Annotated in this window: 23 protein-coding genes and 1 tRNA gene; 14 read left to right on the top strand and 10 right to left on the bottom strand. The window is 73.4% G+C overall.

The window, feature by feature from the left end:
- Window positions 1-39: 39 nt before the first annotated feature.
- From A4R25_RS13565 to A4R25_RS13550, 4 genes are read right to left on the bottom strand one after another with little or no spacing between them, the layout of a single operon-like run.
- Entirely contained in the window at window positions 40-801 is a 762-nt protein-coding gene (locus A4R25_RS13565) for an energy-coupling factor ABC transporter ATP-binding protein (RefSeq protein ID WP_064446939.1), read from the bottom strand.
- Complete coding sequence (gene cbiQ / locus A4R25_RS13560; protein WP_043326150.1) at window positions 798-1,568, bottom strand: cobalt ECF transporter T component CbiQ; 771 nt, start codon at window positions 1,566-1,568, stop codon at window positions 798-800. Before cbiQ ends, A4R25_RS13565 begins: the two co-directional genes overlap by 4 nt.
- 2 nt (window positions 1,569-1,570) lie before the next feature.
- A complete protein-coding gene (locus A4R25_RS13555; RefSeq protein ID WP_064446938.1) occupies window positions 1,571-2,008 on the bottom strand; it encodes a PDGLE domain-containing protein in 438 nt (145 codons plus the stop codon).
- A complete protein-coding gene (locus tag A4R25_RS13550) occupies window positions 2,005-2,724 on the bottom strand; it encodes an energy-coupling factor ABC transporter permease (protein WP_043326154.1) in 720 nt (239 codons plus the stop codon). Before A4R25_RS13550 ends, A4R25_RS13555 begins: the two co-directional genes overlap by 4 nt.
- 123 nt (window positions 2,725-2,847) lie before the next feature.
- Here A4R25_RS13550 and bcp point away from each other — a divergent pair, with 123 nt between their 5' ends.
- The 3 genes from bcp to A4R25_RS13535 all read left to right on the top strand — a co-directional run bounded on the left by bcp (window position 2,848) and on the right by A4R25_RS13535 (window position 4,114).
- On the top strand, window positions 2,848-3,318 hold the full coding sequence (bcp, locus tag A4R25_RS13545; RefSeq protein WP_043326156.1) for a thioredoxin-dependent thiol peroxidase: 471 nt from the start codon (window positions 2,848-2,850) through the stop codon (window positions 3,316-3,318).
- A gap of 108 nt (window positions 3,319-3,426) precedes the next feature.
- Window positions 3,427-3,502 (top strand) — tRNA-Leu (locus A4R25_RS13540).
- Window positions 3,503-3,586: 84 nt separating this feature from the next.
- The gene (locus A4R25_RS13535; RefSeq protein ID WP_064446937.1) at window positions 3,587-4,114 is read left to right on the top strand and encodes a GNAT family N-acetyltransferase; all 528 of its coding nucleotides are present in this window, start codon (window positions 3,587-3,589) and stop codon (window positions 4,112-4,114) included.
- A gap of 148 nt (window positions 4,115-4,262) precedes the next feature.
- On the opposite strand, the gene A4R25_RS32110 is transcribed toward A4R25_RS13535, so the two are convergent.
- On the bottom strand, window positions 4,263-5,234 hold the full coding sequence (locus tag A4R25_RS32110; RefSeq protein WP_064446936.1) for an expansin EXLX1 family cellulose-binding protein: 972 nt from the start codon (window positions 5,232-5,234) through the stop codon (window positions 4,263-4,265).
- A gap of 71 nt (window positions 5,235-5,305) precedes the next feature.
- Window positions 5,306-5,605, bottom strand: coding sequence for a hypothetical protein (locus tag A4R25_RS13525; RefSeq protein WP_043326160.1), 300 nt, complete (start codon window positions 5,603-5,605; stop codon window positions 5,306-5,308).
- A gap of 165 nt (window positions 5,606-5,770) precedes the next feature.
- Here A4R25_RS13525 and A4R25_RS13520 point away from each other — a divergent pair, with 165 nt between their 5' ends.
- Together A4R25_RS13520 and A4R25_RS13515 are read left to right on the top strand one after the other, a co-directional pair.
- Entirely contained in the window at window positions 5,771-6,838 is a 1,068-nt protein-coding gene (locus tag A4R25_RS13520; protein ID WP_043326162.1) for an LCP family protein, read from the top strand.
- A gap of 109 nt (window positions 6,839-6,947) precedes the next feature.
- Window positions 6,948-8,390, top strand: a complete 1,443-nt coding sequence (locus tag A4R25_RS13515) for a sugar transferase (protein ID WP_043326163.1) — start codon at window positions 6,948-6,950, stop codon at window positions 8,388-8,390.
- Here A4R25_RS13515 and rfbD read toward each other — a convergent pair.
- Entirely contained in the window at window positions 8,359-9,237 is an 879-nt protein-coding gene (gene rfbD / locus A4R25_RS13510; protein ID WP_030501823.1) for a dTDP-4-dehydrorhamnose reductase, read from the bottom strand. The two genes, A4R25_RS13515 and rfbD, sit on opposite strands and share 32 nt — an antisense overlap.
- Complete coding sequence (gene rfbB, locus A4R25_RS13505; RefSeq protein ID WP_064446935.1) at window positions 9,234-10,235, bottom strand: dTDP-glucose 4,6-dehydratase; 1,002 nt, start codon at window positions 10,233-10,235, stop codon at window positions 9,234-9,236. The genes rfbD and rfbB overlap by 4 nt, the downstream gene beginning before the upstream one ends.
- A gap of 86 nt (window positions 10,236-10,321) precedes the next feature.
- Here rfbB and rfbA point away from each other — a divergent pair, with 86 nt between their 5' ends.
- Genes rfbA through A4R25_RS13465 form a run of 8 tightly spaced genes read left to right on the top strand, consistent with a single transcriptional unit; the run spans window position 10,322 to window position 18,042 of the window.
- The gene (gene rfbA / locus A4R25_RS13500; protein WP_043326169.1) at window positions 10,322-11,203 is read left to right on the top strand and encodes a glucose-1-phosphate thymidylyltransferase RfbA; all 882 of its coding nucleotides are present in this window, start codon (window positions 10,322-10,324) and stop codon (window positions 11,201-11,203) included.
- Window positions 11,200-11,802 carry a dTDP-4-dehydrorhamnose 3,5-epimerase family protein gene (locus A4R25_RS13495; RefSeq protein ID WP_064446934.1) on the top strand — a complete coding sequence of 201 codons (603 nt, stop codon included), beginning with the start codon at window positions 11,200-11,202 and terminating at the stop codon, window positions 11,800-11,802. The genes rfbA and A4R25_RS13495 overlap by 4 nt, the downstream gene beginning before the upstream one ends.
- Window positions 11,799-13,067: a hypothetical protein gene (locus A4R25_RS13490; RefSeq protein ID WP_231915519.1), complete on the top strand. Its 1,269-nt coding sequence runs from the start codon at window positions 11,799-11,801 to the stop codon at window positions 13,065-13,067. Before A4R25_RS13495 ends, A4R25_RS13490 begins: the two co-directional genes overlap by 4 nt.
- 1 nt (window position 13,068) lies before the next feature.
- Entirely contained in the window at window positions 13,069-13,920 is an 852-nt protein-coding gene (locus tag A4R25_RS13485) for a glycosyltransferase (RefSeq protein WP_064446933.1), read from the top strand.
- Window positions 13,917-14,993: a glycosyltransferase family 4 protein gene (locus A4R25_RS13480; RefSeq protein ID WP_064446932.1), complete on the top strand. Its 1,077-nt coding sequence runs from the start codon at window positions 13,917-13,919 to the stop codon at window positions 14,991-14,993. Before A4R25_RS13485 ends, A4R25_RS13480 begins: the two co-directional genes overlap by 4 nt.
- A 5-nt stretch (window positions 14,994-14,998) precedes the next feature.
- Window positions 14,999-15,907, top strand: a complete 909-nt coding sequence (locus tag A4R25_RS13475; protein WP_231915518.1) for a glycosyltransferase family 2 protein — start codon at window positions 14,999-15,001, stop codon at window positions 15,905-15,907.
- A gap of 23 nt (window positions 15,908-15,930) precedes the next feature.
- Window positions 15,931-16,737: a glycosyltransferase family 2 protein gene (locus A4R25_RS13470; protein ID WP_231915517.1), complete on the top strand. Its 807-nt coding sequence runs from the start codon at window positions 15,931-15,933 to the stop codon at window positions 16,735-16,737.
- 15 nt (window positions 16,738-16,752) lie between these two features.
- Window positions 16,753-18,042: an acyltransferase gene (locus tag A4R25_RS13465; protein WP_082931009.1), complete on the top strand. Its 1,290-nt coding sequence runs from the start codon at window positions 16,753-16,755 to the stop codon at window positions 18,040-18,042.
- Here the strand turns inward: A4R25_RS13465 and A4R25_RS13460 are convergent.
- Window positions 17,958-19,688, bottom strand: coding sequence for an O-antigen ligase family protein (locus A4R25_RS13460; RefSeq protein ID WP_157539063.1), 1,731 nt, complete (start codon window positions 19,686-19,688; stop codon window positions 17,958-17,960). The genes A4R25_RS13465 and A4R25_RS13460 overlap by 85 nt on opposite strands.
- A 153-nt stretch (window positions 19,689-19,841) precedes the next feature.
- Here A4R25_RS13460 and A4R25_RS13455 point away from each other — a divergent pair, with 153 nt between their 5' ends.
- Window positions 19,842-21,446, top strand: a complete 1,605-nt coding sequence (locus A4R25_RS13455) for a hypothetical protein (RefSeq protein ID WP_157539061.1) — start codon at window positions 19,842-19,844, stop codon at window positions 21,444-21,446.
- Window positions 21,447-21,459: 13 nt separating this feature from the next.
- On the opposite strand, the gene A4R25_RS13450 is transcribed toward A4R25_RS13455, so the two are convergent.
- Window positions 21,460-22,653, bottom strand: a complete 1,194-nt coding sequence (locus tag A4R25_RS13450) for a hypothetical protein (RefSeq protein WP_064446927.1) — start codon at window positions 22,651-22,653, stop codon at window positions 21,460-21,462.
- Window positions 22,654-22,741: the final 88 nt, after the last annotated feature.

The following is a 22,741-nucleotide window of genomic DNA, read 5'->3' as shown; positions in this document are numbered from 1 at the left end:
CGGAGGGGGGACGGGCGGGAGGGAGGGGCTAGGGCGGGGTCAGGACGGGCGGGGGGCGAAGCCGTAGGGGAGCTCCAGGCGGTGGGCCGTCAACAGCGCCTCGTCGGACAGGAGGTCCGCGGTCGGGGCGTCGGCGACGATCCGGCCGCCGTCCAGGATCACCGAGCGGGGACACAGCTCGGCCGCGTACGGCAGGTCGTGCGTGACCATGAGCAGCGTCACCGGCAGGGCGCGCAGGATCTCCGCCAGCTCCCGGCGGGCGGCCGGGTCGAGGTTCGACGACGGCTCGTCCAGCACCAGGATCTCCGGGCGCATGGCCAGCACAGTGGCCACCGCCACCCGGCGTCGCTGCCCGAACGACAGGTGGTGCGGGGCGCGGTCCCGGTGCTCGCTCATCCCGACCGCCGCGAGCGCCTCGTCGACCCGGGCGGCCAGCTCGGCGCCGCGCAGGCCCAGGTTGGCCGGGCCGAACGCCACGTCCTCGGCGACCGTGGGCAGGAACAGCTGGTCGTCCGGGTCCTGGAAGACGATGCCGACGCGGCGGCGTACCTCGGCCAGCGTGTCCCGGTCCCGGGTGACGGTGAGGCCGCCGACGCTCACCGTGCCCTCGGTCGGGGTGAGGATGCCGTTGAGGTGCAGCACGAGCGTGGTCTTGCCGGCGCCGTTGGGCCCGAGCAGCGCCACCCGATCGCCGCGCGGCACGGTCAGGTCCACGCCGTGCAGGGCGACGTGACCGTCCGGGTACGCGTACCGGACGCCGCTGACGTCGAGGGAGGGCGGCTGCTGCACGTACCCGATCATTGCAGGACGAGCGCGACGGCGGCGATGGTGGCCGCGATCGCCGGCACCGTCGCGGCGACCGCCCACTGGCCGGCGGTGGCCGCGCCGGCCCCCTGCCACACCGCCGGCATCCGGCCGGTGTAGCCCCGCGAGAGCATCGCCAGGTAGACCCGCTCGCCGCGCTCGAACGCGCGCAGGAACAGCGCGCCGACCCCGGCCGCGAAGCCGCGCAACTGCCACAGGAACCGCGGGTCGTCGCCGCGCGACACCCGCGCCACCCGCATCCGGCGGGCCTCGCCGACCAGCACCTCCAGGTAGCGCAGCATGAACGTGGCGATCTGGGTGAGGATCTGCGGGCACCGCAGCCGGTCCAGGCCGAGCAGCAGGTCCCGCGTCGTCGTGGTCGCCGCCAGCAGAAGCGACGCGAGTACGCCGAGCGTGCCCTTGGCGAGGATGTTGAACGCGCCGTGCAGCCCGTCCACGGACAGGGCGAGCCCCGCCACCTCGACCCGCTCCCCCGCCCCGAGGAACGGCAGCGCGAACGCGAACAGCACGAACGGCAGCTCGATCAGCGCCCGGCTGAGCAGCCAGCGCGGGCCGACCCGGGCCAGCGCGGCCACCACGGCGACCAGGAGCGCGTACCCGCCGAAGGCCCAGTACGCCTCCCGGGGCGTGGCCACCACCGCGACGGTGAACAGCACCATCGCGGCGATCTTCACCTCCGGCGGGAGGCGGTGCACCGGCGAGCCGGACTCGCGGTAGAGGACGTGCGCGTGCCCGGCGCCCATGGTCAGCGGCTGCCGGTGGACGGGGTCGCTGCGTCGTCCGCCGGGTCGGCACTCGCGGTGGTCGTGTCACGCGCCCCGGGGCCGGCGGACGTGGCGGGCGTGGCGGGGCCGCGGCGGCGGGCCAGCCAGAACAGGCCGGCGCCGAACGCGAAGGTGAGCAGCACGCCGAGCACGCCGGACAGGCCGGTGGAGACGAAGTCGTTGCCGATTCCGCGTACGCCGTAGTCGGCCAGCGGGCTGTCCGCCAGCTCGTGGTCCTTCGCCTCCTGGGCCGGGCAGCTGCCGCCGGTGATCTCGTCGTCGGCGTTCACCGTGCAGCCCTTGAGCAGCGAAGAGTCGAGCCCGTCCGGGTGCGAGGAGGCGTAGTTGCTGACCACGCCCGCCAGCAGCAGCGCCACCAGCAGGCCGCCGAGAAGGAACGGCCACTGACGCTTGCTCATCGGGCACCTCCGGCGACCGGGACGGCGGGAGCCGGCGTGACCGGCTTGAGGGCGCGCAGCGCGTACACCAGGTCAGGCCGGACCTTCGCCACGGTGACCACGGTGGTCGCGGTGATCAGGCCCTCGCCGATGCCGATCAGCAGGTGGGCGAAGGCCATGGTGCCGGCCAGGCCGGTCAGGTTTCCGCCGAGGTCGGTGGTGCCGCCCAGCCAGTACTGCAGGACGAAGCCCTGGGACGCGACCACCACGCTGACCAGCGCGGACACGAACGCGGTCACCGCCAGGCCGGCCGGGGTACGCGGCAGCACACGCAGCAGGAGCGCGATCAGCAGGTACGCGGCGGCGGTGCCGAGCAGCGCCATGTTGGTGATGTTGAGGCCGAGCATCGCCACCCCGCCGTCACCGAAGACCAGCGCCTGCACGATGAGCACCACGGCCACGCAGAGCGCGCCGACCCAGGGGCCGACGAGCATCGCCGCGAGCGCGCCCCCGAGCAGGTGGCCACTGACCCCGGCGGTGAAGATCGGGAAGTTGAGCATCTGCACGGCGAAGATGAACGCCGCCACCAGCCCGGCCATCGGGGCCAGCCGGTCGTCGAGGTCGGCTCGGCCCCGCATCACGCAGAACGCGAGCGCGGCGAGGGCGAGAGCCGCGAAGATCGCGGCGACCGGACCGTTGATGATCCCGTTGGAGATGTGCATCGCCAGGGTGTCCACGCGCTCAGCGTATTTCCAGGAAGGCACTGTTGCCAATATCTGGCAACAACCTCATGATGGCCGTCACCGCGTCCGCGCGTCGCCGTCCGCCGAGCGCACCGGCCCGGCGGTATCGTCACCGCCATGACCGACCGCCTCAAGCCCGGCGACCCCGCCCCCGAATTCACCCTCCCCACCGACGACGGCGGGACGCTCTCCCTGGCCGACCTGCGCGGCCGCAAGGTCATCCTGTACGCGTACCCGGCCGCCATGACGCCCGGCTGCACCAAGCAGGCATGTGACTTCCGGGACTCCCTCGCCTCCCTGCAGGCCGCCGGCTACGAGGTGGTGGGCATCTCGCCGGACAAGCCGGCCAAGCTGGCGAAGTTCCGCGAGCGGGACGCGATCACGTTCCCGCTGGTCTCCGACGCGGACAAGGCGGTGCTGACCGCGTACGGCGCGTTCGGCGAGAAGCAGATGTACGGCCGCACGGTCACCGGCGTGATCCGCTCGACGTTCGTCGTGGACGAGGACGGCAAGATCGAGCAGGCGTTCTACAACGTGCGGGCCACCGGCCACGTCGCCAAGCTGCGCCGGGATCTCGGGCTCGACTGAGGTCGGCGCGCGGTCCGGCTCGTGACGGCCGCGCCGCAGTGGTGACCCCGAATGTGGTCTACGATCCGGAGGCTGTGACACCGGTCCGCGGGCGGTGGTCACGATGAAGGGGCCGTAGCCCAACGGCAGAGGCATGCGGTTTAGGTCCGCACCAGTGCGGGTTCGAATCCCGCCGGCCCTACCAGTCGCCGGTGCCACGCGCACCGGCGACTGTCGGGAAGGTCACGAACGCGGGTCCGCACCGCGTCGCCACGAGCAGGATTACGGCGTGGACCTGCGTTTCTCCCTCGACCCCGACCTGACCCCCGAGCTGCGCGAACAGATCATCGCGCTCTGGGTGGACGTGACGAACGCCGGCGGCGCCGTCGGCTTCGTCGCCCCCGTGACCGCCGACGAGGTACGCCCGCTCGCCACCTCCACGCTCGACGAGGTCGCGGACGGGCCGGACCGGCTACTCGTCGGCCACGAGGGCGAAAAGCTGGTCGCGGTGCTGGTCATCGCCGACAACCGGTTCCACCTCAAGACGCACTGGCGGGTGCTCAAGCGCGTCATGGTGCACCCCGACACGCAGGGGCGCGGCCACGGCGCGGCGCTGATGCGCGAGGCCGAGCGGATCGCCCGAGGGCTGGGCCTGGCGGCGCTGCACGTGACGGTCCGCGACGGGCTGGGGCTGGACCGCTTCTACAAGCGCCTCGGCTACCGCGAGATCGGCCGCCTCCCCGCAGCGCTGCGCCTGTCCGCCACCGACGCCCGCGACGAGATCCTCATGTGGCTGGACCTCCCCACCCCAACCTGACCCCCTCCCCACCTCGCCCCGCCCCGCCTCCCCCCCCGCCCCGCCTCGCTGATCTTGCACTCATGGCCCCGGCAGATCGGGCATTCACGACACGCACGGGTCCCCAAGTGCAAGATCAGCGAGGGCGGGGGCGAGGGGCGGGCGAGGGCTAGGCGCAGCTTGTGGGGGTGGGTGGGGTGGCGGCTGCCTGCACGACGGGGGCCGCGGGGGTGGACGCGGTGGGGGTGGATGCGGTCGGGGTCGGGGAGGTGGGGCGGGGCTTCTTCGGGGTGGGCGTGGTGGCGGCGGGCTTCGCGCCGTACATCCGGACCGCGCTGCGCTGCACCTGGCCCGGGAGCATCCGGACGCCGGTGGCGGTCGCGCGGTTGCCGTACACGTCGGTGACCCGGATCGTGTACGGGCCGGGGCCGGCGCCGGAATCGATCAGCCAGTAGTTGTAGTCCTGCCGCTGGGCCGCCCGCCACGATCCGTTCTGCCGGACCTCGACCGAGCGCAGCGGGTTGCCGTGGTCACCGACCAGGACGGCGAACCACCACTGCGACGAGCCCTCCTTCATGCGGAAGGTGAGCGGCCCGGGCAGCGGCGGGTTCACCACGGCCCGGTAGCTGACCTTCACCACGCCCTGCACCGGGTCGGCGATCCGGGCGAACGCTTCCGCGGACAGGTCGAGGTGGCCGGGGGCGCACTCCGGGCACTGGTCCATGACGAGCACCCGGACCGTGCCGCGCGGACCGGTGACATCGAGGAACCCGCCGCAGGAGGCGCCGGCCGCGTACTCGCCCGGGCCGAGCGCGACGTACATCCGGTTGGCCGGGGCGGCGGGGCGGGAGCAGTTGCCGCCGGCGCCCGCGGAGTCGTAGAAGGTGGCCTTGCCGCTGCGGGTCGTCCCACCGACGGGCGGAGCGGCGCCGAGTGGACCCGCCGCCAGGACCGGGACGCCGGCGGGTGGAGGCGGGGCCGCGCAGGCGGGGGCGGCGCCGCCGCGTACCGCGAGGGCGACAGCGACCGCCGCCGCGACGGTGACCAGACCGGCGGCGGCGAGCCGGCGACGGCGCGTGGCCGCACGGCTGGCGGGCGCGTGGTCGTCGGTCGGCGGGTGGGGTACGGTGCCGTCGGTCACGCCGGTCGATGCTGCCGGACCGGCGTGCCGCCGGACAAGCGAGCTAAGCGAAAGCTAAACCGGCGCGGCGGCTAGTACGGCCGGACCGCGCGGGCGGTGGCGACGATGCCGGCCAGCTCGTCGGCGAGGTCGGGGCGTCCGCGCAGCGAGTCCTCCAGGCGGACGCGCCACACTCCGGTCTCGACCGGGATCCGTTCGTCGCCGGACCAACGGACCCGGTCGCGGGTCTCGTCGAGGGCCGCCCATGTGGCGGGGCCGAGCAGATCGCCGAGTACACGGTAGAGCCAGCGGAACAGTTCCTCGTCGTGGATCGACGCGCCGATGACGCGGGCCGCGTCCCACGCCACCCGGGGCTGGTGGATAACCTGCATCTCGACTCCTCGGTCGACCTGGCTGCCTCACCATCATCGATCCGTGACGCTCCTCACGGCAAGGCCCGGCACGCCGGTCGTGCGGCTCGCCGACCGGTGCCGAGGCCCACCGCCTGCCGTCCGAGGGTCCCCCCGCGGCGCAGCGCGAATCAGTAGCATCGCAGCATGTCAGATCGCCATCAGCTCGCCGATTCCGACGCCCGCTCCGGGGTCTCCGATGTGGAGGCGGGCGAGCCGGTGCGGGAGAAGGCGCCGCGCCGTCGCCGGGGCCGCCGGATCGCCCTGATCGTGCTGCTCGTGATGGTGCTGCTCGCCGGCGGGGGCGCGCTGGCCGGCGGCCTGTACTACCGCTCCGTCGACAAGTCGATCGAACGGGTCGACGCCTTCGAGGGCGTACCGGAGGAGTCGCGCCCGCAGGTCGAGGTCAAGGGCGCCATGAACATCATGATCCTGGGCAGCGACTCCCGCGACCCGGAGAGCACCGGCGGTTCGCGCAGCGACACGATCATCCTGGCCCACCTGCCGAAGGACCGGTCGAGCGCCCAGCTCATCTCGATCCCGCGGGACACCTGGACGGCCGTCCCGAAGTCGAAGGAGGGTCGCGGCGGTCGCGACGCGAAGATCAATGCCGCGTACGCCTGGGGCGGTGTGCCGCTGATGGTGCAGACGGTGGAGAAGTTCAGCGGCGTACGGGTGGACAACGTGGCGATGGTGGACTTCGCCGGCTTCAAGGAGATCATCGACGCGCTGGGCGGTGTCGAGATCGACGTGGAGAAGGGGTTCACCACGAACTACTCGCTGATCGGCACGCGGACGTTCAAGAAGGGCCGCCAGACCATGGACGGCGCCGCCGCGCTCGACTACGCGCGGGAACGGCACGCGTTCCCCGACGGCGACTTCGCCCGCATCCGGCACCAGCAGCAGGTGATCAAGGCCATTCTGGACAAGGCCGCCTCGGGCGGGGTGATGACCAACCCGGCGAAGCTGAACTCGTTCGTCCGCGCCACGTCGAACTCGGTGGCCGTCGACAAATCACTGTCTCTGGTGGACCTCGCGATGGAGATGCGTGGCCTGCGCAGCGGCAATCTGACGTTCTTCACCTGCCCGGTGAAGGGGACCGGCCGGGTCGGCAGCGAGAGCGTCGTGTTCCCGGATCCGGCGCGCGCGAAGACGCTGTTCGACGCGGTCCGCCGCGACTCGGTCCCGGAGATTCTCGCCGTCAGCGGAAAGTAGGACGTCGATCTGCCATGCCGGTGGTGGCGGCGCGGCGGGGCCGCTCGTATCCTGCGATCGTCGTCGGTCTCCGCATCCGGGCCGGCGGCGTCACGGGGGAGGATCGACAATGCCACGCCTTCCGGCGTTCGAGCATCCGGCCGCGCCGTCGAACGATCCGCCGATGAACAGCGGCCTGGACACGACAACGGTCCTGCCCTACGCCGGGTCGCGGGCGTCGACGCGTACCCGATGGGTGCGCGCGTGGATGGTGACCGCGCCCATCGACGTGGCGGCGCTGCTCGCGCCGCTGCTGCTGACCCAGAACTACTGGCGCGGCACGCTGGCCAACGCGGCCCTGACGGTGGGCTTCTTCGCGGCGGGCGGACTGTACCGGCCGCGCCGGCACATCAGCATCCTGGACGAGCTGCCGAGCCTCGGCGGGCGGCTGCTGGCCTCCGGCGCGGTGGTGGCGATCATCGCGGCGCTGCGGCACGACTCGGTGCCGCACGTGAGCGGCTTCGTCCAGGGCGTCGCGTTCTCCGCCGGCCTGGTGATCGTCGGGCGCGCGCTGAACAGCCGGCTCGTCCTGCTGGCCCGTAAGCGCCGGTGGGTGGAGCGCAACACCATCGTCATCGGCGGCGGTCCGATCGGCGGGGAGCTGGCCCGGCTGCTGCGCCGCCACCCGCAGTACGGGCTGCGGTTCGTCGGCGCGGTGGACGCCCCGTCGAGGCCCCGCATGGGGGCGTTGCCGCTGATCGGCACGATCGACGACCTGGAGAAGCTCACCGACATGCTGGAGTGCGAGGTCCTGGTCATCGCCGACCCGGACTGCTCCGAGTCGGAGCTGATGGAGTCGCTGCTGCGTCCGGCCAGCTCGCGGTGTGACCTGTGGGCGGTGCCCCGGCTGTGGGGCTCGCGGTCGCAGGGCGGCTACCCCGACCACATCGGCGCCATTCCGATCGTCAAGATCGGCGACACCACGCTCACCGGCCCCCGGTGGCGGCTCAAGCGGGCCTCGGACGTGGTCTTCGCGGTGACCGCGCTGGTGGTGCTGAGCCCGCTGCTGCTGCTCTGCGCCCTCGCCACGTTCCTCGACGGCGGCCGGGGCGTGTTCTTCCGGCAGGAGCGCATCGGCCGGTTCGGCAAGCCGTTCCACGTCATCAAGTTCCGGTCGATGCGCCCGGAGGACGAGCACGAGTCGCAGACGACCTGGTCCATCGCCCACGATCAGCGGGTCGGGCCGATCGGGCGGTTCATGCGGCGCACCTCGCTGGACGAGCTGCCGCAACTGTGGAACATCCTGCGCGGTGAGATGAGCGTGGTGGGGCCCCGCCCGGAGCGGCCGTACTTCGTGGAGAAGTTCTCGGTGGAGTACCCGACCTACGCGATGCGGCACCGCGTACCGGTCGGGCTCACCGGGCTGGCGCAGGTCAGCGGCCTGCGCGGGGACACGCCGATCTCGGACCGGGCGCGGTTCGACAACTACTACGTCGAGAACTGGTCGCTCTGGCTCGACATCAAGATCGTGCTGCGTACCGTCAGCGAGGTGTTCCGGGGCGGTGGAGGCTGAGCGCCTCGGCCAGGTCGGCGTACCAGTCCCCCGGCGGCGGCAGCTTCGCCGCGGCCCACCGGCCGTGCGCGAGCACGCTGTAGCGGGGACGCCGCGCCGGGCGCGGGAAACTGTCGCTGGTGGTGGGCCGGATCCGGTCCGGGTCCAGGCCGCGCAGGGCGAACACGGCGCGGGCCAGGCCGTACCAGGTGGTCTCGCCGGCGGCGGTGCCGTGGTACGTCCCGGGCGCCGCGTCGCCGGCCAGCGCCGCGTCGGCGAGCGCCACGAGCCGCTCCGCGAGACGGTACGACCAGGTGGGCTGCCCGCGCTGGTCGTCCACCACGTCGAGCCGGTCGCGTTCGGCGGCCAGCCGCAGCATCGTGGTGACGAAGTTGCGGCCGTGGGTGGCGTAGAGCCAGGCGGTACGCACCACGTACCCGGTCTCGGGCAGCAGCCGGGCCACCGCAAGCTCCCCGGCGAGCTTGCCGCGCCCGTACGCGTTGACCGGGCCGGTCGGGGCGTCCTCCGGGTACGGCTCGACCGCGTCCCCGGCGAACACGTAGTCGGTGGAGACGTGCACCAGGCGCGCGCCGGACCCGGCGCAGGCGTGGGCCAGGTGGGCGACCGCGTCGCCGTTGACAGCCGTGGCGTCCGCCTCGCGGGTCTCCGCGCCGTCCACGTCGGTCCACGCTGCGGCGTTGAGCACCACGTCGTGCCCGCTCACCGCGTCCCGGACGGCGTGGGCGTCGGTGACGTCGAGGCCGGCGCGGGTGGCGGCGGTGACCGACAGGTCCGGCCGGGTCCGCAGCACGGCGAGCAGGTCCCGCCCCAGCATGCCGCCCGCGCCGGTGACGAGCACCCGGGTCACCGGTGGCCGGCCGTCTTCAGCGGTTCCCACCAGGCCCGGTTGTCCCGGTACCAGCGCACGGTCTCGGCCAGCCCCCGGTCGAGGTCGATGGTCGGGGCGTACCCCAGCTCGTCGCTGATCTTGCTGATGTCCAGCGAGTAGCGGCGGTCGTGGCCCTTGCGGTCGGTGACCGGGACGACCCGGTCCCAGCCGGCGTCGCAGGCGGCCAGGAGCCGCTCGGTGAGCTGCCTGTTGGTCAGCTCGGTGCCGCCGCCGATGTGGTAGACCTCGCCGGCCCGCCCCTTCTCCTGGACCATCGCCACGCCCCGGCAGTGGTCGTGCACGTGCAGCCAGTCCCGCACGTTGCCGCCGTCGCCGTAGAGCGGCACGGTGCCGCCGTCGAGCAGGTTCGTCACGAACAGCGGGACGACCTTCTCCGGATACTGGTACGGCCCGTAGTTGTTGGAGCAGCGCGTCACCACCACGTCCAGGCCGTGGGTGCGGTGGTAGGCCAGCGCCAGCAGGTCGGACCCGGCCTTCGAGGCGGAGTACGGCGAGTTCGGTGACAGCGGCCAGTCCTCCGTCCAGGAGCCGGAGTCGATCGAGCCGTACACCTCGTCGGTGGAGACGTGCACGAACCGGCCGGCGCCGTGACGCAGCGCGGCGTCCAGCAGCGTCTGGGTGCCGAGCACGTTCGTGGTGACGAACGGCGCCGCGCCGGTGATCGAGCGGTCCACGTGCGACTCGGCGGCGAAGTGGACGATCACGTCGTGGCCGGGCACCACCTCGTCGACGAGCGCCGCGTCGCAGATGTCGCCGTGCACGAAGCGCAGGCGCGGGTCGTCGCGTACCGGGGCCAGGTTCGCCAGGTTGCCGGAGTAGGTGAGCTTGTCCAGCACGGTGAGCGCCGTGGGCGCCGTCGCGGGCACCCCGGCCGCGTCGCCGCCGGGCACGCCCAGCAGCATCCGCACGTACTCCGACCCGATGAAGCCGGCGCCGCCGGTGACGAGGATCCTCACGGGTGGAGGAGTCTACGCCGTACCCGCAGCGCAGGCGGGACGTCGACGGGCCACGGTGGTGACGGCGTCACGGGTAGTCTCCGCGAGTGCGTGGAATCCTTCTCGCCGGCGGCACCGGGTCCCGGTTGTGGCCGATCACCCGGGCCGTCTCCAAGCAGCTGATGCCGGTGTTCGACAAGCCGATGGTCTACTACCCGCTCTCCACTCTGGTGATGGCCGGCGTGCGGGAGATCCTGGTGGTGACCACTCCGGAGGACCGCGCCCAGTTCGAGCGGCTGCTCGGCGACGGCAGCCAGTGGGGGCTGCGGCTGGCGTACGCCGAACAGCCTCGTCCGGAGGGCATCGCGCAGGCGCTGGTGCTCGGCGCGGACTTCATCGGCGACGAGTCGGTGGCGCTGATCCTCGGCGACAACATCTTCCACGGCGTCGGGCTCGGCCGGCAGCTCGCCCAGCACGGCGAACCGGCGGGCGGCCGGGTCTTCGCGTACCCGGTGGCGAACCCGCAGGCGTACGGCGTGGTCGAGTTCGACGCCGACGGCCGGGTGCTCTCGATCGAGGAGAAGCCGGCCCGTCCCCGGTCCCGGTACGCGGTGCCCGGCCTCTACTTCTACGACAACCGGGCGGTCGACATCGCCCGCAAGCTGACGCCGAGCGCGCGCGGCGAGCTGGAGATCACGGCGGTCAACGAGACGTACCGGGCGTGGGGCGAGCTGACCGTGACGGTCCTCGACCGGGGCACGGCGTGGCTGGACACCGGCACGTTCACCTCGATGATGCAGGCCGCGGAGTTCGTCCGGGTGATCGAGGAGCGCCAGGGCATGAAGATCGGCTGCGTCGAGGAGGTGGTCTGGCGGTCCGGGCTGATCGACGACGAGCGGCTGCGCGTGCTCGCCCATCCGCTGACCCGCAGCGGCTACGGCGAATACCTGCTGGGCCTGCTGGCCGAGCGGAGCGGGACCGAAGGATGAAGATCCGGCCGCTGAGTATCGAGGGGGCGTGGGAGATCACGCCCCGGCAGCACGGCGACTCCCGCGGGTTGTTCATGGAGTGGTACCGGTTCGACCGGCTCGCCGAGGTGGTCGGGCGTCCGCTGCGGCTGGCCCAGGGCAACCTGTCCGTCTCCGCGCGGGGCGTGGTCCGCGGCATCCACTTCGCCGACGTCCCGCCCGGCCAGGCCAAGTATGTGACCTGCGTACGCGGGGCCGTGGTCGACCTGGTGGTGGACATCCGGGTGGGCTCGCCGACGTTCGGCCGGTGGGAGGCGGTGCGGCTGGACGACGTCGACCGGCGAGCCGTCTATCTCAGCGAGGGCCTGGGGCACGGTTTCTGCGCGCTGACCGACGACGCCACACTCAGCTATCTCTGCTCCACCACCTACAACCCGGGCGCCGAGCACACGGTGCACCCTCTCGACCCGGACCTGGCGATCGACTGGCCGGCCGAGGCGCCGGTGCTGTCGGCCCGCGACGCCGCCGCGCCGAGCCTGGCCCACGCGCGTACGGCCGGGCTCCTACCCGACTACCGCAGTACCCGCACCTGTGCCGCACCGTTCGGGGGCGACGAGTGACAGGCGGTTCGCTGGTCGACGCCGCGCAGTCCTCGTCGGACCCCGGCACGACACCGCCGCACCGGCGCCGGGCGGCCGGTCTGCTGCGGCGGCTCGTCGCGCCCGAGCGCCTCTATCTCGGCGCGCTGGGACTGACCGGCCTGGCGGCGGTCATGTCGGTGGCGCTGCCCGCGGCGGAGCGCGGCGAACTGTCGGCCAACATGGTGAGCGCGACGCTCGGCGCGGCCGTCGGCGGGCTGTCGCTCGACACCTTCCTCATCTCGCGTCCGGCCGGCTGGGTGCAGTCCCGGGGACGGACGTACGTGATCGCGATCCTCGGCGTCGCCGTACTCCTCTCCGGTGTCGCCGCCGCGCTGCTCACCGCGGCGGCGGGCGTCGGCGCCTATCTGGTCGGCGTCGGGTCCGCGGTGGGTCTGACCGTGTTCAACACGGTCTCGTCGCTCGCCCTGCGGCAGCGCAGCTTCCGGCTGGTCTACGCGATGCGCGCGGCGAGCGGCGCGGTCCTGGTCGCCGGGTACGCCGCCCTCTACGCCGCCGGCCGGCTCGACGGCGGCGTGTGGAGCATGGTGTGGCTCGCGGTGCAGTGGCTCAGCGCCTTCGCCGTGTGCGGCCTGGTCCTGGTCCGGCTGCGGCGGGCCGGCGCAGCCCCGGCGCCCACCTCGACCGGCGCGGACCTCCGGGCCGACCTGCTCGCGGCCGGGAGCCTGCACCTGGGCATCTTCGCGCAGATGATGACGTTGCGGTTCAACCAGGTCCTGGTGGCCCGGTTCGCCGGGGCCGGTCCGCTCGGCGTCTACGCGCTGGCGGTCGCCGCCCTGGAGTTCGCGCAGGCCGGAGCCGTGGTGCGGGCACAGCGCATCCTCGCCGACCGGGACGGTGGGAACGGCCCGGACCCGACGCGGGCGGTGGTGACGGCGGCCCTGCCGATCGCCCTGGCCGCGATCGTCGGGCTCGGCGTGCTGGGCTTCCTGGCGCCGGAGTACCGGCACGCCTGGCTCCTCGGGCTGCTGCTCCTGCCGGGCTCGCTGGCCACGGCGGCCGGAAAGAGCTGGAGCGCCCTGCTGCTGAAGCGGCGGGGTGAGAGGGCGACCACTGTGGTCGCCGTGGTCACGTCGGCGGTCGCGGTTCCGGCATACCTCGGCGTCATCCCGTGGGCCGGTGTGGTCGGGGCGGCGGTCGCCTCCTCGCTCGCCTACGCCGTACACGCGTTCGCGTCGAGAGCGAGCCTGCGCCGGGCGCAGCCGCCGAATCCTGGGATGGTGTGAGATGGACGTCTCGATCGTGGTTCTCGCCTGGGAGGACTTCCACCGCACCCGCGACTGCGTGCTGTCCCTGCCCGCCGAGGCCGAGATCGTCGTGGTGGACAACGGCAGCTCGGCGGAGATCCGCGAGGCGCTGAGCGGGTTCTGCGCCCAGCAGGGCGTCACCTACGTCCAGTCCGGCTCGAACCTGGGGTACGCCCGCGGCATGAACCTCGGCGTACGGCACACCAGCAGGGCGAACGTCATCCTCTCCAACAACGACATCGTCGTGCACGGTGACGCGGTGGCCCGGCTGCTGACAGCTCTGGAGGACCCGGAGGTGGGCGCCGCCTTCCCCGCTGTGGTGACGCCGGAGGGCGTGCCGCAGACCGAGGGCGGCCGGTTCCTGACCATGGGGGTCGGGCTGGGCCACGCCACCGGGCTGAGCCTCGTGGTGCCGCGCCTGCGGATCGTCGCGCCCCCGGAGCAGGCGGACTGGCTGACCGGGCCGTTCGTCGCGTTGCGGCGCAGCACCTTCGACGCCATCGGCGGAGTCGACGAGACGTCGTTCTTCTACTCCGAGGACATGCGGCTGTGCTGGGCGGTACGCCGGCAGGGCAAACGGCTGGCGTACGTGGCGGACGCCGTGATCATGCACGAGGACGACGCGACCGCCAAGCGGCGCTGGTCGGCGGAGGAGATCTCCGAGCGGCGTACCCGGGAGTTCATCCGGGCCAGCCGGGACCTGGGCGGCCGCCGTGGTCGCGTGGCGGCCACCGCGTACGTCTGCGGCATCCTGCTGCGGGCGGCGGTGGGCCGCGACTCCGTGCGCCGCGCGATCGCGCGCGGGGCCGTCGCGGGGCTGCGTGCGTCGTGAAGGTGCTCTTCGTCTGCACGACCGGTGGCTCCGGGCGGCGGCAGTTGGGCGGCGCGGAACGGATGCTCGCCGAGCTGGTGCCGGCGCACGCCCGTACCGGCGTCGACGTGGTGGCCGCCACCTCGGACGACGAGGTGGGCCGGTCGCTGCGCGAGGCCGGGGTGCCGTGGGTCGGGCTCGGCGCGACCAGCCGGATCGACCTCGGCTACGCGCGTCAGATCCGCCGTCTCGTCCGCGAGGTGAAGCCGGACGTGGTCTGCGCCCATCTGCTGTCCGCCGCGATGCACGCGCGGGCCGCGCTCAGCCTGGACCGCACCCCGCTCGTGGTCACCCTGCACAACAGCCTCTGGCAGTACCGGGACACCGCCGGGTCGTGGCAGCAGAAGGCCGCCACCCAGTCCAACATCGCGCTGGACCTGGCGATGCGCCGCCTCCGGCCGCACGCCACGGTGGCGGTGTCCGAGTTCGAGGCCACCGAGCTGCGTGAGCGGGGCCGCGTCCGCAACGTCCACCTGATCCCCAACCCGCTGCCGGCCGACTGGCCCGCCCCGAAACCCGCCGACGCGCCGGCGTCCGGCCGGCGTCCAGTGGTCGGCTACCTGGGCCGGCTGGAACGGGAGAAGGGCGCGGACCTGCTGGCCGAGACCGCCGCGCACCTGCCGGAGATGGACGTCCGGGTCGCCGGGGCCGGCTCGCTGCCGATCGCGGCCCGGCCGAACCTGGAACTCGTCGGCCGGGTCGTCGCGGCGGACTTCCTCCGCGGGATCGACTGCCTCCTGGTGCCGTCGCGGGTCGAGTCGTTCGGGCTCAGCGCGTTGGAGGCGCTGTCCCTGGGCGTACCGGTGGTGCACACCGGGGCCGGCGGGCTGGCCGAGGTCACCCGGCACGCCACCGGCACGCTCGCCGTCCGGGCCGACCCCAGCCCCGCCGCGCTGGCCGGCGCCGTCCGCCGGGCGCTGGCCCAGGCCGGGCCCGCCGAGGAGCGGCGGGGCGTGGCCGAGTGGTACGCCCAGGAGTACGCCTTCGACCGGTGCGTGACGCGCTGGCAGAGTCTGTACCGGTCGCTGCGGTGACCGCCGTGGAACTGACCGTCGTCACGGTGCTCTACCGGTCCGCCGGCATGCTCACCGAGACGCTGCCCACCTGGGTACGCAGCGCCGAAGGGCTGCCGGTGCGGTTCGTCTTCGCCGACAACTGGCCCGAGGACGGCTGCGCGGAGATCATCGCCGGTTGCCTCGACCAGGACCGGTACCGGTACCTTCCCGACTCGTCCAACCCGGGCTTCGCGGCCGGCTGCAACCGGGCCGTCGCGGCCACCACCACCGGCCACGTGCTGCTGCTGAATCCGGACGTCTGGCTGCCCGACGGCGCGCTGGCCCGCATCTGCGCCGCCGTCGCGGAGGACCCCGGCACCCCGGTCGCGGTCGGCCTGGCCATGCACGGCGGCGAGTACGTGGGCATCGACCTGAATCCGGTCTCGCTGTTCATCGACCGGTCCGCCACGACGGCACGGGCGCCACTGGGCCCGTCCGGCGGCGCGGCGGTCTTCCCCACCGAGCTGTACCGCAGGTTCGGCGGGTTCTACGAGCACCTGTTCGCCTGGGGTGAGGACGCCGACCTCGCCCTGCGGCTCCACGCCTCGGGGGTTCGTACCCGGGCGCTGGATCTGATGCTGCCGCACGCCGGTGGGCACAGCGTCGACGGCGACGACCGGCTGCAGGGATTCCGGGCCTTCCTCCTGGCCCGCAACCGGCTCCTGGTCGCGGCGCGCACCCTCACCTGGCCGCTGCTGCTCGTCGCGCTGCCGGTCCTCGCGTTGGCGCACGTCGCGCTCGCCGCCCGGCGGGTCCGCCAGGGCCTGCTGCGGCCGTTCCTGCGCGGCGTGGGACACGGCCTGCGGCAGGGGCCGGCCGCCCGCCGGCAGTGGACCGGCAAGCGGTTCGGCTTCGCGACCCTGCTCAGCTATCTGACAGTTCGGAGAGCGTGATGACGGGACACCCGTGGAGTGTCGTGACTGTCACCTACAACTCGGCGGACACGCTGCGCCGCTGCTGGCGCGGCGAGAAGCCGTACGAGTGGATCGTGGTGGACAACGCGTCGTCCGACGACTCGGCGGCGGTGGCCCGGGAGCTGGGCGCGCGGGTCGTCCGGCTGCCGGAGAACGTGGGCTTCTCCCGCGCCAACAACGTCGCGCTGCACGAGGCCGCCGGCAGGTACGTCCTCTTCGCGAACCCGGACCTGGAGGTCCGCCCGGACGGGCTGGAGGCGCTCGCGCGGCACCTGGACGCGCACGGCGGACTGGTGGCGCCCCAACTGCTCTCCACCGACGGGACCCCGCAACCAAACGGGCGTGGCTTCCCGTACGCCACCGCGAAGCTCGGCAACCGGAAGCTGTGGCCGCTGTCCCGCCTGCACGAGTCGTACCGGATGGTGGCCGAGCCGGGCGAGGTCCGCTACGTCGCCTGGCTGATGGGGGCGGCGGTCGCCGGACGCACCGGGGACCTCGTCGAGCTGGGCGGATGGAACGAGCGCTTCTTCCTCTACTACGAGGACCACGAGCTGGGCCTGCGGGCGTGGCAGCGCGGTTTCCCGGTCGCCCTGCTCGGTGACGTGCGGTGGACCCACCACTGGGCGCGGGCGACGAACTCGGTGCGGTGGTCACCGGCGCACACGCTGGAGTTGCGCAGCGCCCGGATCTTCTTCGGCATGTTCCCCGAGTTCCTGGTCGGCCTGCCGCCGGCTGCCCGCCGGCACCACCGGGCGGCCGGGCTGATCGGTTCACGGGTGCCCGCGCCCCGCCCGCCGGTGGCCGGCTGAGCCGGGTCGGTCCGCGTGTCTCCCCTCCTGAAGGCCGCCGTCCGGCGTGCGCTCGTGTCGCAGCCGCTGGCGAGCGCGTACCACGGGCGGGCCAACGGTTTCGGCGCGCTGCGGCTCGTCTTCGCGCTGGCCGTCGTGCTGTCCCACACCGCCGCCCTCGGGTTCGGGCGTCCGCTGCTGCACCGGGTCGACCTGGGCGCCCTGGCGGTGGCGGGCTTCTTCACGATCTCCGGTTTCCTCGTCGTCGGCTCGGCGCGACGCAACTCGGTGCCCCGCTTCCTGTGGCACCGGGCGCTGCGGATCTGGCCCGGGCTGTGGGTCTGCCTGCTGTTCACCGGCCTGGTCGTGGCGCCCCTGCTGTACCTCGACCGGCACGGCACGCTCGACGGGCTGTGGCGCAGCCCGGGCGGCGTGCTCGACTACCTGCGACTGAACTGGTGGGGCGGGCTGCGGCAGTTCGGCATCGCCGACCTGCTGCGCGGTGACACGCCGTACTGGCACTGGCAGGGCGGGAACACGATCAACGGGTCGTTGTGGACGCTCGCCTACGAGATCTACTGCTATCTGGCGGTGGCCGTCCTGGCCGCGCTGACCGTCCTGCGCCGGCAGCTCCGCTGGGTCACGCTGCTCGCCGTGGTCGCGGTGTTCGGCGTCCTCTGCTGGAACCACCTCCAGCCCGGTGCGGCGCTCTGGACCAGCGGGGCGGTCGGTCCGCTGCCGATGCTCGGCGCGCTGCAGAAGACCTACCTGCTCTGGTTCGGGTTCATGTTCCTGGCCGGCGGGGCCGCCGAGCTGTACCGCGACCGGCTGCCGATGAACGACGTGCTCGGCGTGCTCGCGCTCGGGACGGTCGGCTGGCTCGCCGTGCGGGGCGACTTCGTCGGCCCGGGGGTGTACGCCGTCGACGGGGCGTTCTTCGCACCGGCGCTGCTCGCCTACGCGTACGCCGTCCTCTGGCTCGCCGTACGGCTGCCGCGCGTGCTGCACCGCGTCGGCCGCGACAACGACTACTCGTACGGGGTCTACATCTACTCGTTCTTGGTGCAGCAGGTACTCGCCAAGTTCGGCCTGCCGGCTCTCGGCGTGGCCGGGTTCTTCCTGGTCAGCGCCGTGCTCAGCCTCGGGCTGGCGATGCTCTCCTGGCATCTGGTGGAGAAGCCGGCGCTGCGGGGAAAGGACTGGACGCCGCCCGCGCTGCGCGAGCCGCCGGATCGGCCGGGTCAGGACGGTCCCGACGCGCCTGCGCTGCCCGGGCGCGCGGCGGGCGCCGAGCCGGATCCGGCCGCCGCGCCGGCCGCTGGCTGACGGGGGCCGGCGGCGGCCGGGGCGGCGGCTTGCGCGCCAGGTTGCCGGCGACGGGGCACCGGTAGCGCCCGCGCCGACAGGGAGGGGTTGTCGGCGGCGCCCAGCGCGACCGCCAGGAGCAGCACGGCCACGGCGCCCAGCCACAGCCACACGTCGAAGAAGAAGATCTGGGCCGCGAACCCGACCAGCAGGAGGCGGGCCGGCAGCGACCGGAGGTGCCGGTAGAGCAGCACCAGGAGCGCCAGCAGGCAGGCCAGTCCGATCAGGCCGAAGTTGTACCAGAACGTCAGGTAGGTGTTGTCGAAGACCTGGGCCTGGCCGTCGCCGATGCCGACGTTCTCCAGGAACCGCACGTTTGCCTCCGGCCCGTTGCCGAAGACGACTGTGGACCAGTCGCGGGTGATGCCGTCCCAGACCACGCTCATGCGCGTGAAGCGGGCGTCGGCGCTGGCCGGGTCGGAGATCCGTGATCCCGCCACGTCGACGGAGTCCACGGCGCTGGCGGTGGGCGCGGCCGGGGTCGGCGCGACGGGCTCCGGCGGCAGGGAACTCGCCGCCGGAGGCGCCGGAGCGGCCGGACTCGGCGCGGCCGGACTCGGCGCGGCCGGACTCGGCGCGGCCGGGCTCAGCGTGGCCGGGCTCAGCGTGGCAGCGGGCGATTCGGGGGCCGGCGCCGCCGAACTCGCTGCCGGAGCGGCCGGGCTCGGCGTGGGTGCGGCGGTGGTGGTGTCGGGCCGCAGGGCCGGCGGGTTGACCGCCACGAGCGTGAAGGTGACGGCGGCGACGGCGGCAGTGGCGCCCAGGCCGCGCCAGCTGACCTTCCGCCACTGGAAGAACAGCCAGAGCCCGAGCGCGAGAACCGTGCCCACCCAGGCGCTGCGGGTGCCGGAGAGCACCAGGCCGACGAGGTTGGCGGTGACCGGCACGTACCAGAACCGGCCCCGGAGCGTCAGCGCGACGAGCACCATGGCCATGGCGAACGTGCCGTAGATGATGGGGTGCCCGGACAGGCCCACCGCCCGGGTCGCGTCGAACGCCGAGGTGTAGGTCCAGTCGTAGGCGAACTGGTCGAAGATCGGCCAGCTCCGGGAAGCGGTCTGGTACTTGGCGAACACGGCCACGGCGACGCTGAACCAGGTGAGCGCCTCCGCGATCCGCCGGACGGTCCGCCGGTCGTGCCGTGCCTCCTCGGCGAGGTGCCAGGCCAGCACGCCGAAGCACAGCAGGGGCGCGACGCCGACCGCGATCGGCTTCACCCCGTGCCAGTGGACGAGCCCCGCGAGCACCGCGCACGCCGGGAGCAGGAGCGCCGCCGCGAGCGCCTTCGGCGGCCACCCGTCGCGTTCGGCGCGCAGCACCCGCCCCCACGCGGCGAGGAGGAACAGGACCAGCAGCAGCGCGTACGAGGGATTCGTCGGATAGCCGACGTCGATGGTCACCGGGACGGCGAACGCGATGACGAAGACCGCCCAGGTGATCCGGACCGGGTCCGTCAGCACCCAGCCGAGCAGGGCGCCGACGGCGACCCCGAGCGCGAGCTGCCACCTGCCCGTCAGCAGGAACCCGGCCGCCAGAACGACGAGGCCGAGGCCGAGGTAGCGGAACCTGCGCTCCACGCCCCTGATCCGGTCAGCCAACACGCGCACCGCACGATCGTACGGATCAGCAGTGGCCGATCGGCACCAGCCCCGGGGACGGGGACGCGGACCCGCAGTTCCGGGCCTGTCGACGCACCTGAGTGGTGGGTTAGGGTGACGGCCGGTCGGCAGGCGGGGATAGGGATCTACGTGGTGACACGGGTGGAACCAGCCGATGTGGACAGAACCGGCGCGGCGGTGGGCCGACCGCCGGGGCCCCGCCCGATCCTGTGGGACAGCACCGCCGTCCTCGCGCTGCTGTGCCTGCTGCCGATCCTGCACGACGTCAAGACCATGCTCGGCGCGCCGTACTGGCTCGACGAGGCGTGGGTCGCGCTGTCCGTCCGGTTCCCGCTGGGCGACCTGCCGGTCACCACGTCGTCCAGCCCGCTCGGCTGGAGCTTCCTGCTGCGGCTGGTGCCGGACCCGGACGACCTGCGGCTGGTCACCCTGGCGTTCCAGGGGCTCGCGGTCGTGGCGGCGTACGGGCTCGGCAGGTCGCTGCGGTGGTCGACGCCCGGCCGGGGCGTGGTGGCCGGCGCGGCCTGCGCGGCGGCGGTCCTGCTGCTTCCCGCCCAGCAGGTGCGCCACGACCTCAAGCAGTACACCGCCGACGCCGCCGTGGCCGTGGGCGTGCTCGCCCTGGTCGCCTGGGTCGAGCAACGGTGGTCGCGGCGGCGGCTCAACGTGCTGACCGCCGCCGTCGCCGCGGGCATGCTGTTCAGCCACGTCACCGCGATCGTGGCGCCGTGCGCGTTCGGCGGGCTGCTGCTGGTCACCACGGTCCGGCGGCAGTGGCTACGCCTGGTCGAGGTGGCGGTGGCCGGGCTCAACGCCGGGCTGGTCCTCACCGGCGTCTACTTCGGCATCTCGATGCAGGGCCGCAACGTACCGATGCAGCAGTTCTGGGCCGGCAACTTCCCCGGCGTCACCGAACTGCCCGGCTACCTGGCACGGCAGGTCGACACGCTGATGCCGGTGGTCGGCGCGCCCGGGCTGGTGGTGGTCGCCCTGCTCGTGGCCGGCACGCTGACGCTCCGCCGGCACGGCCGGCCCGCCGCCGCGGTCGCCGTGATGCTCCTGCCCGTGGTGGCGACGATCGTCGGCGTCGCGAAGGTCTATCCGCTGCTGGAACTGCGTACCTCGCACTTCCTGCTCGTCACCGCCGCCGCGGTGGCCGGGCTCGGGGTCGCCGGGTCGGCGAGCCGCGCGGCCGGCCTGGCCTGCCGCCGGCTCCCCCGGGTGCGGCCCGCCGTCCTGGCCGCGGCCGCCTGCGCGGTAGTGCTCGGGGGGTACGCGGCCGGCAACAGCCACTGGTACCGGTTCGACGGGAACGAGCCGGGGCTCTACTACACGGCGATCGCCGTCACCGACGTGCGTTCGGCGACCGAGTACGTGGCCCGGCACCGGCTCCCGAACGACGTCGTGGTCATGAACAACGCGGCCTGGTACGGGTTCGCGTTCTACTCCCGGCACGAGCGGCTGAGACTGGTGGTGCCGCACGGCAACACGGTGGGCTGGTGGGTCGACATGCCCGAGCGGCCGGACGTCGTGGTGGTGCCCGGCCACGACACGACTGCCGTGCAGGCCGGTCTCCGGCACGCGGTCGAGCTGGCGGCCGAGCGCGGCGACGGGGCGCGCGTCTGGCTGATCCGCTCGCACGTCGTCGGCGACGAGGTGGACGCCTGGCGGCAGGCGCTCGCCGCCTACCGCGTCGAGCAGGTCACCGGCGGGGTCGAGCCGGTCGCGCGGATCAGCGCCGCATGACGCGGCGCGGCGGTCAGCTGCCGCGCTGCCACAGGTCGCGCAGGGCGTCCCAGTCGCCGTCCACACCGTCCTTGCAGAGCGTCTCGATGTAGAAGGCCCCCTGCATGTCGTCGGGGTCCCACCAGACGCCGCAGATCGCCCGGCCGTCCTCGCCCTCGAAGGCGTACTCGACGTAGCTGCCGGGCTTGCCGGTCACCCCGCCCTTCGTGGTGCTCGCCTCGCGCAGCCCCGGCGCCAGCGAGCCGCCGGCCAGGTTGAGCTGCTGGCGGTACGCCCGCGCGGTGTCCTTCTGCTTCTGTCCCGGGTAGAGCGTGAAGTGCAGCCACGCGCCGCCGTAGTGGCAGAACACGTGCCCCTTCTCGTCCGCCGGCAGCTTCGGTGCGCCCGGCTCGTTGTAGACGGTGCAGCCGCCGATCCGGGTCAGCCAGGGCTCGACCAGCGGGGCCAGCTCACCCTCGAACTTGGCCTTGTTGATGGCGAGCTGCGTGGCCTCGTAGGGCGGCAGCGACGGGCTGGCCGACGGCGTGGGCGTCGCGGCCTCCTTCTCGCGTCCTGCGCCGAGGAAGAACCCGGCGGTGCCGGCGACCAGGGTGAGCACCAGGGCGCCGACGATCGAGATCCAGTCGCGCCGCTTCGGCGCCGGCTGCACCGGGGCGATCCGGCGTCCGCCGGACGGGTCCAGCGGGTCGGTGGCCACCGGCGCCGAGCCGACGGCGGGTGGCGCGGAGACGGCGGACTGCGCGGGGACCCCGGAGGTCGCGGAGACGGCGGCCGGGGACATCGGCGCGCCGGAGATCGGCTGGGCCGCCATCGCCCAGGGCTGCGGAACCCACGGCAACTGGGACGGCGGGGAGACCGGGGCGGCGGCCGGGGGCGGTGGGAGCATCTCGGCCGTCGGGGTGCGCTGGTAGTCCATGCCGAGGCTGCGGAACAGCCGCTCGGCCGCACCTTCCTCTTCGGACGGGTACGCGATCCAGGGCTCGGCGGCGGCGAAGTCGGCGTTGACGTACCGGTGGCCGCCGGGGGTCTGGGCCAGCACGTTCGCCGCGTTGGCGAACGCCTCCCGCCAGCGCTGGTCACCGGCGGCGGCGCCTTCGAGGACGGCGACGGTGACCGGGCGGTCCTGTCCGTCGAGAGCCGCCCACGCCCGGCCGACCTGGCACTCGCCCAACGTCTCGGTGAACCTGTACGGCCCCTCCGGCTGCATGCCCCACTCCTCTGTTCACCCGCCGTGCGGATAGTACAGAGAGCACGCTCATCGGACCTCCCTGCGGTCGCGCGACGCTTGCGCTCTG

It is taken from the genome of Micromonospora sp. NBRC 110037, assembly GCF_001652995.1.
GTDB lineage: Bacteria > Actinomycetota > Actinomycetes > Mycobacteriales > Micromonosporaceae > Micromonospora > Micromonospora chalcea.
This window is presented reverse-complemented; position numbering and strand designations above follow the sequence as displayed.

What these genes read in the sequence shown, in the direction of transcription:
- A4R25_RS13565 (WP_064446939.1), bottom strand. Translation starts at nt 801, where the DNA reads ATGATCGGGTACGTGCAGCAGCCGCCCTCCCTCGACGTCAGCGGCGTC.
- cbiQ (WP_043326150.1), bottom strand. Translation starts at nt 1,568, where the DNA reads ATGGGCGCCGGGCACGCGCACGTCCTCTACCGCGAGTCCGGCTCGCCG.
- A4R25_RS13555 (WP_064446938.1), bottom strand. Translation starts at nt 2,008, where the DNA reads ATGAGCAAGCGTCAGTGGCCGTTCCTTCTCGGCGGCCTGCTGGTGGCG.
- bcp (WP_043326156.1), top strand. Translation starts at nt 2,848, where the DNA reads ATGACCGACCGCCTCAAGCCCGGCGACCCCGCCCCCGAATTCACCCTC.
- A4R25_RS13525 (WP_043326160.1), bottom strand. Translation starts at nt 5,605, where the DNA reads ATGCAGGTTATCCACCAGCCCCGGGTGGCGTGGGACGCGGCCCGCGTC.
- A4R25_RS13520 (WP_043326162.1), top strand. Translation starts at nt 5,771, where the DNA reads ATGTCAGATCGCCATCAGCTCGCCGATTCCGACGCCCGCTCCGGGGTC.
- A4R25_RS13515 (WP_043326163.1), top strand. Translation starts at nt 6,948, where the DNA reads ATGCCACGCCTTCCGGCGTTCGAGCATCCGGCCGCGCCGTCGAACGAT.
- A4R25_RS13495 (WP_064446934.1), top strand. Translation starts at nt 11,200, where the DNA reads ATGAAGATCCGGCCGCTGAGTATCGAGGGGGCGTGGGAGATCACGCCC.
- A4R25_RS13485 (WP_064446933.1), top strand. Translation starts at nt 13,069, where the DNA reads ATGGACGTCTCGATCGTGGTTCTCGCCTGGGAGGACTTCCACCGCACC.
- A4R25_RS13450 (WP_064446927.1), bottom strand. Translation starts at nt 22,653, where the DNA reads ATGCAGCCGGAGGGGCCGTACAGGTTCACCGAGACGTTGGGCGAGTGC.